Raw genomic sequence first — 8,009 nt, 5'->3', positions numbered from 1 at the left:
CCCGCTCATCGGGTTCTCCCAAGGGGGCTCGAAAGGCCCAGACGCTTGACTTTTCATGACCGATCCCCACCCAGAAACCCCTGACATCGAACAGCTCCTGGACGACGACGAATCGGCCAGCTTGGCCTGTGTGCTGTCGTTCAATGCGAACGACCCCAGCGGCGCTGGGGGTTTGAGCTGCGACGCCGTGGCCATGGCCTCGGTCGGGGCGCATTGCATGCCCATTTGCACGGGCACTTATCTGCGCGACACCAGCAGCATCACCGACTTTTTTGCGCTGGACGACGAGGCCGTACACGACCAAGCCCGCGCTGTGGCCGAGGACGTGCCGGTGCAGGTCATCAAGGTCGGCTTTGTCGGCACTCCGGAAAACTTGGCAGTGATCGCCGAGCTGTCCGACGACTACGACGGCGTGCCCGTGGTGGCCTACATGCCCAACCTGTCATGGTGGGAAGAAGACAAGATCGACGCTTATCTGGACGCCTTTCGCGAATTGCTGTTGCCCCAAACCAGCGTGTTGGTGGGTCACCACAGCACCCTGCGCCGCTGGCTGCTGCCTGAATGGACGGGTGAGCGCAACCCCGGCCCCCGCGATATCGCCAAAGCCGCGGCCGAACTGGGCGTGCCCTTCACCTTGGTTACAGGCTTGACCTTGCCCGAGCAACACATCGACAACGTGCTGGCCTCGCCCGAAACCGTGTTGGCCCACGAAAAGTTTGAACGCATCGAGGCAGTGTTTGCGGGTGCGGGCGACACACTCACTGCGGCTCTGGCCGCCTTGCTGGCCACCGGCATGGACCTGCCGGAAGCCACCAGCGAAGCCCTGCATTACCTGGACCGGTGCCTCGACGAGGGCTTTCGGCCCGGCATGGGCCAAGTCATTCCGGACCGCCTGTTCTGGGCCCTGCCCGAAGGCGAAGAAACCGACGACGATGGCCCCGAAGTGCATCCGGGGGCAGATTATTTTGAAGTACCTTTCAACGAAACCAAACACTGAAGCCGGAGACAAAAACCATGACCGATCGCAACCAAACCCTTTTTGACCGCGCCGCCCAAGTGATCCCTGGTGGCGTCAACTCCCCCGTGCGCGCCTTTCGCGCCGTGGGCGGCACACCGCGCTTTGTGCAGCGCGCCCAAGGCGCTTATTTTTGGGACGCCAACGGCCAAAAATACATCGATTACATCGGCTCCTGGGGCCCGATGATCCTGGGCCACGGCCACCCTGCCGTGCTCGAAGCGGTGCAAAAAGCGGCCCTAGACGGCTTCTCGTTTGGCGCACCCACCGAACGCGAGATCGAGCTGGCCGAAGAGATCCTGAAGCATGTGCCGTCCATGGAAATGGTGCGCCTGGTCAGCTCGGGCACCGAAGCGGGCATGAGCGCGCTGCGCCTGGCCCGTGGCGCCACCGGCCGCAGCAAATTCATCAAGTTTGAAGGCTGTTACCACGGCCATGCCGACGCGCTGCTGGTCAAGGCCGGCTCGGGCCTGGCCACTTTTGGCAATCCCACCAGCGCAGGTGTGCCGCCTGAAGTGGTGCGCGACACCCTGGTGCTCGAATACAACAACATCCAGCAACTGGAAGAAGCCTTTGCCCTGCACGGCAAGGAACTGGCCTGCGTCATGATCGAGCCGATCGCGGGCAACATGAACTTTGTGCGCGCCAGCGTGCCCTTCATGAAACGCTGCCGCGAGCTGTGCACCGAATACGGCGCCTTGCTGGTGTTTGACGAAGTGATGTCCGGTTTCCGTGTGGCCCTGGGCAGCGCGCAAAGCGTCTACGCCAAAGCCATTCCCGGCTTCAAGCCCGACATGACGGTGCTGGGCAAGGTGATTGGCGGCGGCATGCCTTTGGCCGCCTTTGGTGGCCCGCGCGAGATCATGCGCCAACTGGCCCCCACCGGCCCGGTGTACCAAGCGGGCACATTGAGTGGCAACCCGGTGGCCACCGCCTGCGGCCTGACCACGCTGCGCGAGATCGCCAAGCCCGGCTTTTTTGAAGCCCTGAGCGCCCGCACACAAAGCCTGGTCGATGGCCTCAAAGGTGCCGCCGCTGCGGCGGGTGTGCCCTTCAGCGCCGACTGCCAAGGCGGCATGTTTGGCTTTTTATTGCTGCCCGAGTTGGCGCAAAACTATGCCCAAGTCATGACAAGCGACAGCCCCAAGTTCAACAAACTGTTCCACGGCCTGCTGGACGGCGGCGTGTACATCGCCCCTGCCCTCTATGAAGCGGGCTTTGTGAGCGGCGCCCACACCGAAGCCGACATCGCCGAGACGGTGCGTGTCGCGGCGGATGTGTTCAAGTCGCTCTGAGCCGACCCATGAAGCGCCTGGCTTGCCTGCTTGTCGCCAGTTCGGCTGCGCTGTCGGCCCAGGCCGAGTTCGACACCAGCCGTCTGTGGATCAACGCTGGGTTTTATTCGGCGCACTTTGACACGAACAAAGGTCTGCGGAATGCCAATCCAGGCATAGGCTTCGAATACCGCATCGACGACACTTGGTCGGCCACAGCCGGACGCTTTCGCAACAGCAACAACGCCAACTCCAATTATGTTGGCGCCTACTACCAACCCTGGACTTGGGCTGGCATGAAGCTGGGCGTGGTGGCTGGAGCTTTCAACGGCTACCCCAACGCTTACGAGGGTGGCTGGTTTCCAGCCCTCATTCCCACCGCCAGCCTGGAAGGCCAGCACTGGGGACTGAACGTGGCGCTGGTGCCACCCCTCAAAGATCGGCTCTATGGCGCAGTCAGCTTTCAGCTCAAATTTCGGTTTCAGTCGGGTCACTGACTCGGCAAAACCAAGCAGCGCTCCAGCCCAAAGCGCTCAAAGTCGCGGTCGAACGTGACATGGGCAGACCAGCTGCTTCGGCCGTTGCAGCAAAACACAGGTCGGTCCACCAATGTGCGGCCAAGGGTGCCGAGGCCATGCCCATCAAACGGGTCAAGGCATCATCAAAGCCAGGCGGTTCGGGCAACAAAGCCACCTGAGGTGTGTCCACCCACTTGCGGTAATCGTCCAGCGCTTGGTGAATCGTCATGACATCAGGGCCCATCATGCGGGGCTGCACCAACAAGCGCACCAAGCCCATCATGGTGCCTCGACTGAACCACAAAGGTGTGCCACTTTCGCACGCCGAATGCCAATAACGCGATACCACCGCATGGAACTCGTGCGACCGGTAAGACAAGATCAACCAGACATTCACGTCCAGAAAATCGCCGGAGGACAAACGCCAGCTGGGCGTTGACTCAGCGCCGCGCCATGAATTGGATGGCTCGCTCATCGTCGTCCTTGTTCATGATTTCATACAAAGCGGCATTGCTCATGAAATGCACTGGCGTTGCCGCTGGATCGACTGAACCAAATACAGGTCTGGCTGCAAATCTTTGCTGCGGGTCTACCACCTCGCGGGCGGTCAAGCCCCGCTCCACCAGCTCAATGACCAGGTCGCGCAAGGTCCGTCCCTCCTGAGCGGCCCGGGTTTTGAGGTGCTTGAACAGCGCGCCGGGAAAATCAAGTGAAGTTCGCATGTCTGCATTTTTGTATGAACGCATAAAAATGTACAAATCTGCCCACCCAAGCCCCAAGTCGCGCCAGCCAAAACGGCGATAATTCGCCCCTGCATTCACGTCCGGACCGGGCGCTTGCCCACCCCTCAGGACTCCCCATGAAAAAGAACTTTCCCCTGCAAGCCGAAGGCAAGCACCCCGACCGCGTGCTCGAAGCCGTCAAGCACGAAATCCGCAAATACTTCAAGCGCGAACGCAACCGCGACGTGCCCAAAGGCGTGGACTTTTGGGACTTTGACTGCCAAGTGGGTCTGAGCGCCGACACCGCCGAAGTGGTGCGCGTGAGCGCCGTGATCGAAGCCGTGGACGCTGCCGCCAAAACGGGCGCTGCCTCGGTGTATGTGGAAATTTTGAGCAAGCACGGCTTGCGTGTGATCAAGCCTCAAGCCCAAGACACTGGCGACGAGCCAGGTGATACGTTAGAACACTGACCCCCCCGGAGGCTGGCACGGCATGTATCGGCCTGATGCCAGCGCCAGCTGGGCGCAGGTCAATCTGATGCGTTGGCGGCAGCCGCACGCAACTTGTCTTTCTTGCTCAAACGTGAACCCTTGATGCCGCCATTGCCGGGCGACGGTGGTGGTGGGGTTTCGGTTTGCTCAAAGCCTGGGATTTGCTCTAAAGCGAGTTCCAGGCTTTCGCGTTTCTGGATCAGCTGCCAGTGCGCGAGGGCTGCGGCGGTGACAAAGCTCACCGCGTCACCATGCGCACCCGCCCTGCCCGTGCGGCCGATGCGGTGGGTGTAGTCGGTGGCTGAGCGCGGCAGGTCGTAGTTGACCACCACGGGCAGCATGGCGATGTCGATGCCGCGTGAGGCAAGATCGGTGGTGACCACCACGTCCCAGCGTCCGGCCTTGAATTCGCTCAAGACTTCCTGGCGTGCCCCTTGGCTCATCTCGCCATGGAACGGAGTAGCAAACACACCCGCTTTGTAAAGCTTGTTCGCCACATGCTCGCAGGCGTAACGCGTGGCCACAAACACCAGCACCTGTTTCCAACCGTTTTCGGTGATCAGGTGGCGAAGCAAGGCGGTGCGGCTTTTCTCGTCCACGGCAATGGCGCGCTGGGTGATGTCGGGCTTGTGGCCTTCAAAGGCCTCTACCGTGATGCGCACCGGATCGCGCAGCAACTTGGCCGCCAAGGCTTCCACCTCGGGTGCAAAGGTCGCAGAAAACAAAAGCGTTTGGCGCTTGGCAGGCAGCAACGCCAGCACACGTTGAAGTTCATCGGCAAAGCCCAAATCCAGCAGGCGGTCGGCTTCGTCCAGCACCAAGTGCTGCACATCGGCCAAGCGCAAAGCGTTCTGGTCAATCAGGTCAAGCAAACGACCCGGCGTGGCCACCACGATGTCGGCACCGCCACGCAGCGCCATCATTTGCGGGTTGACCGATACGCCGCCAAACACGGTGTTCACCTTGAGCGACTGCGGCAGTTTGTAGGCCAAGTTGGCCAAAACATCGCCCACCTGCACCGCCAGTTCGCGCGTGGGCACCAGCACCAGGGTGCGCACGGGGCGGCGGAAATTGGTCTGGCGCGGTGCGGCCAGCAAGTGCTGGAGCAGCGGCAGCGCAAAGGCCAGCGTCTTGCCCGAGCCGGTGGGCGCGGTGGCCCACACGTCGGCCGACTTCAAAACCGCAGGGATCGCCTCGGCCTGGATGGGGGTGGGGGCGTACAAGCCCATGTCACCCACGGCGCGCAAAAGCGCGGGGGTCAAGCCGAGTTGGTCAAAGTTCAAAATAATCCGATCAATGGCGGAAGTGACGCACGCCGGTGAACACCATCGCCACGCCACGCTCGTTGGCGGCGTCAATGACTTCTTGGTCGCGCATGGAGCCACCGGGCTGGACCACGCAGGTCGCGCCTGCGTCCACCACCACGTCGAGGCCGTCGCGGAAGGGGAAGAAGGCGTCGCTCGCCACCACGGTGTGTTGCAGGCTCAGCTTGGCGGCTTCGGCCTTGATACTGGCGATGCGGGCGGAGTCGAGGCGGCTCATTTGGCCAGCGCCCACGCCCATGGTCATGCCGTTTTTGCAAAACACGATGGCGTTGGATTTGACAAACTTGGCCACTTTCCAGGCGAACAACAGGTCATGAAGTTCTTCAGGCGTGGGTTGCTTGACGGTGACGATTTTCAAATCGGCCAAAGCCAACTCGTGGTTGTCGGCGCTTTGCAACAACAGGCCTGAGCCCACGCGTTTGGTTTCGAGTGCGTTGCGCACATTGCCGTAATTGGCAGGCAGCGCGATTTTCATCAAGCGCACATTCACTTTGCTCTTGAACACTTCCAGCGCTTCGGCGCTGAAATCGGGGGCCATCAGCACTTCAACGAACTGCTTGCTCACCGCTTCGGCAGCTGCTTTGTCCACGGGGCGGTTGAAGGCGATGATGCCGCCGAAGGCGCTGGTGGGGTCGGTTTGGAAAGCTTTGCTGTAGGCCTCCAAAGCGGTGGTGCCCACGGCCACACCGCAGGGGTTAGCGTGTTTGACGATCACACAGGCTGAGCTGTCGAAGCTCTTCACACATTCCCAAGCCGCATCGGCGTCGGCGATGTTGTTGTAGGACAGTTCCTTGCCTTGCAACTGCACGCCAGTGGCCAGTGAACCTGCAGAAGGGGCCAAGTCGCGGTACCAAGCGGCTTGCTGGTGGCTGTTTTCGCCGTAGCGCAGGTCTTGCACTTTGACGTATTGCTCGTTGAATTGGCCTGAGAACCGGGCGCGCTCGGGCACGTAATCTTCGCTCAGCTTCTCAGCTTCAAAGTTCACGCTCGACAAGTAGTTGCTGATCGCGCCGTCGTATTGGCTGATGCGGTTGAATGCGGCAACCGAGAGTGCAAAGCGCAGTTTGTCGCTGAGTTTGCCGTTGGCTTTCAGTTCAGCCATCACGTCGGCGTATTGGCTCGCGTCGGTGACGATGCCCACGTCTTTCCAGTTCTTGGCGGCTGAGCGGACCATGGCGGGGCCGCCGATGTCGATGTTCTCGATGGCATCGGCCAGGGTGCAACCGGGCTTGGCCACGGTGGCTTCAAAGGGGTAGAGGTTGACGATGAGCAGGTCGATGGTGTCGATGCCATGCGCCTGCAAAGCGGCCATGTGCTCGGGTGTGTCGCGACGCGCCAGCAAGCCGCCGTGCACTTTGGGGTGCAAGGTCTTGACACGGCCATCGAGCATTTCGGGGAAGCCGGTGACTTCGGCCACTTCGGTCACAGGCAGGCCTTGATCGGCCAAGAGCTTGGCGGTGCCGCCGGTGGAGATCAGGCCCACGCCCAGGGCGTGCAATTCTTTGGCCAGGTCGACGATGCCGGTTTTGTCAGAGACGGAGATGAGGGCTCTCATGGGGACTTTCTTCAAAATTTATTTCAGCAAATCGTGTTCGAGCAACTTTTTGCGCAAGGTGTTGCGGTTCAGGCCCAGCCATTCGGCCGCGCGCGACTGGTTCTGGCCGGACTGGCTCATGACCACGTCGAGCAAGGGTTTTTCGACCAGCTTGACCAGCATGTCGTACAGGCCTGTGGGGTCGGTGCCGTCCAGGTCGCGGAAGTAGATGTCCAGGTTGTCCCGGATGCAGTTTTCAATGGATTGGGGTTCGCTCATGGCGTGGTCTCTAAATCGGTGCAGGCCTCGGGGCGCAAGGCCTGGTGCTGGGGCAGGCGCTCCATTTGGTCGGCCAGGCCGTCCAGATAGGCGGCCACGGCGGCCAGTTGCTGGGCTGCAGTCTCCAAGGTGTTCATGTGGTCGCGGAAGGCGTCGCCACCGGGCAGGGCCTTCACATACCAGCCGATGTGTTTGCGCGCCGAGCGCACACCGGTGTATTCGCCATACAGGCCGTAATGGTCTTGCAGGTGCTCGAGCAGGGCGCGGCGGACCTCGGCCACCAGCGGCGGGGCCAGGTGTGTGCCTGTGTCTAAAAAGTGGGCGATCTCACGAAAGATCCAGGGGCTGCCTTGGGCGGCGCGGCCAATCATCACGGCGTCGGCGCCGGTGAACTGCAGCACATCACGGGCTTTTTCAGGCGAATCCACATCGCCATTGGCCACCACCGGGATGCGCAAAGCGGCCTTCACAGCGGCCACAGTGTCGTATTCGGCCAAGCCTTTGTAGCCTTGCTCGCGGGTGCGGCCGTGAACGGTGACCATTTGCACCCCGGCGCGCTCAGCCGCAAGGGCCAGGCTCAGGGCGTTTTTTTCGGCATCGCACCAGCCGGTGCGCATTTTCAAGGTCACGGGCACGCCGTGGGGCACAGCGGCCTCGACCACGGCGCTGATGATCTGAAGCGCCAGCGGCTCGTCTTGCATCAGGGCCGAGCCAGCCCATTTGTTGCAGACTTTTTTGGCCGGGCAGCCCATGTTGATGTCGATGATTTGCGCGCCCCGGTCGATGTTGTAGGCGGCTGCGTCGGCCATCATGGCAGCGTCCGTGCCGGCGATCTGCACCGCGATCGGCTC

Annotated in this window: 10 protein-coding genes; 4 read left to right on the top strand and 6 right to left on the bottom strand. The window is 61.5% G+C overall.

What is annotated here, in order from left to right; all coding sequences use genetic code 11:
* Positions 1-55 precede the first annotated feature (55 nt).
* The 3 genes from Q0341_RS10720 to Q0341_RS10710 are packed head-to-tail and all read left to right on the top strand — an operon-like array spanning position 56 to position 2,786.
* Complete coding sequence (locus Q0341_RS10720) at positions 56-997, top strand: bifunctional hydroxymethylpyrimidine kinase/phosphomethylpyrimidine kinase (protein WP_299513042.1); 942 nt, start codon at positions 56-58, stop codon at positions 995-997.
* A 17-nt stretch (positions 998-1,014) separates the two neighbouring features.
* Positions 1,015-2,310: a glutamate-1-semialdehyde 2,1-aminomutase gene (gene hemL, locus Q0341_RS10715; protein WP_299513040.1), complete on the top strand. Its 1,296-nt coding sequence runs from the start codon at positions 1,015-1,017 to the stop codon at positions 2,308-2,310.
* An 8-nt stretch (positions 2,311-2,318) separates the two neighbouring features.
* Complete coding sequence (locus tag Q0341_RS10710; protein WP_299513038.1) at positions 2,319-2,786, top strand: hypothetical protein; 468 nt, start codon at positions 2,319-2,321, stop codon at positions 2,784-2,786.
* Here Q0341_RS10710 and Q0341_RS10705 read toward each other — a convergent pair.
* Together Q0341_RS10705 and Q0341_RS10700 are read right to left on the bottom strand one after the other, a co-directional pair.
* Positions 2,758-3,282 (bottom strand): hypothetical protein, encoded by a 525-nt coding sequence (locus Q0341_RS10705; protein WP_299513035.1) that lies wholly within the window; start codon positions 3,280-3,282, stop codon positions 2,758-2,760. The genes Q0341_RS10710 and Q0341_RS10705 overlap by 29 nt on opposite strands.
* Complete coding sequence (locus Q0341_RS10700) at positions 3,248-3,529, bottom strand: hypothetical protein (RefSeq protein ID WP_299513033.1); 282 nt, start codon at positions 3,527-3,529, stop codon at positions 3,248-3,250. Before Q0341_RS10700 ends, Q0341_RS10705 begins: the two co-directional genes overlap by 35 nt.
* 137 nt (positions 3,530-3,666) lie before the next feature.
* On the opposite strand from Q0341_RS10700, the gene Q0341_RS10695 reads away from it, so the two are divergent.
* Positions 3,667-3,999 carry a DUF6172 family protein gene (locus Q0341_RS10695; RefSeq protein ID WP_299513031.1) on the top strand — a complete coding sequence of 111 codons (333 nt, stop codon included), beginning with the start codon at positions 3,667-3,669 and terminating at the stop codon, positions 3,997-3,999.
* A gap of 59 nt (positions 4,000-4,058) precedes the next feature.
* Here the strand turns inward: Q0341_RS10695 and Q0341_RS10690 are convergent, their stop codons facing one another.
* From Q0341_RS10690 to dusB, 4 genes are all read right to left on the bottom strand, one after another.
* The gene (locus tag Q0341_RS10690) at positions 4,059-5,303 is read right to left on the bottom strand and encodes a DEAD/DEAH box helicase (RefSeq protein WP_299513029.1); all 1,245 of its coding nucleotides are present in this window, start codon (positions 5,301-5,303) and stop codon (positions 4,059-4,061) included.
* 10 nt (positions 5,304-5,313) lie between these two features.
* Positions 5,314-6,900 carry a bifunctional phosphoribosylaminoimidazolecarboxamide formyltransferase/IMP cyclohydrolase gene (gene purH, locus Q0341_RS10685; RefSeq protein WP_299513027.1) on the bottom strand — a complete coding sequence of 529 codons (1,587 nt, stop codon included), beginning with the start codon at positions 6,898-6,900 and terminating at the stop codon, positions 5,314-5,316.
* A gap of 18 nt (positions 6,901-6,918) precedes the next feature.
* Positions 6,919-7,158: a Fis family transcriptional regulator gene (locus Q0341_RS10680; RefSeq protein ID WP_299513024.1), complete on the bottom strand. Its 240-nt coding sequence runs from the start codon at positions 7,156-7,158 to the stop codon at positions 6,919-6,921.
* The coding region (gene dusB, locus Q0341_RS10675; protein ID WP_299513023.1) for a tRNA dihydrouridine synthase DusB at positions 7,155-8,009 on the bottom strand (855 nt) is incomplete at its 5' end. The genes Q0341_RS10680 and dusB, both read right to left, overlap by 4 nt.

The sequence above is a fragment of the uncultured Limnohabitans sp. genome, assembly GCF_937889215.1.
Lineage (GTDB): Bacteria > Pseudomonadota > Gammaproteobacteria > Burkholderiales > Burkholderiaceae_C > Limnohabitans_A.
The sequence above is the reverse complement of the archived record's forward strand: the minus strand, read 5'-3'. Positions and strand labels throughout refer to the sequence as shown.

Excerpts from the sequence above, each read along its gene's own strand:
- Q0341_RS10720 (WP_299513042.1), top strand. The coding sequence starts at position 56 with ATGACCGATCCCCACCCAGAAACCCCTGACATCGAACAGCTCCTGGAC.
- Q0341_RS10710 (WP_299513038.1), top strand. The coding sequence starts at position 2,319 with ATGAAGCGCCTGGCTTGCCTGCTTGTCGCCAGTTCGGCTGCGCTGTCG.
- Q0341_RS10705 (WP_299513035.1), bottom strand. The coding sequence starts at position 3,282 with ATGAGCGAGCCATCCAATTCATGGCGCGGCGCTGAGTCAACGCCCAGC.
- Q0341_RS10700 (WP_299513033.1), bottom strand. The coding sequence starts at position 3,529 with ATGCGAACTTCACTTGATTTTCCCGGCGCGCTGTTCAAGCACCTCAAA.
- hemL (WP_299513040.1), top strand. The coding sequence starts at position 1,015 with ATGACCGATCGCAACCAAACCCTTTTTGACCGCGCCGCCCAAGTGATC.
- purH (WP_299513027.1), bottom strand. The coding sequence starts at position 6,900 with ATGAGAGCCCTCATCTCCGTCTCTGACAAAACCGGCATCGTCGACCTG.
- Q0341_RS10695 (WP_299513031.1), top strand. The coding sequence starts at position 3,667 with ATGAAAAAGAACTTTCCCCTGCAAGCCGAAGGCAAGCACCCCGACCGC.
- Q0341_RS10680 (WP_299513024.1), bottom strand. The coding sequence starts at position 7,158 with ATGAGCGAACCCCAATCCATTGAAAACTGCATCCGGGACAACCTGGAC.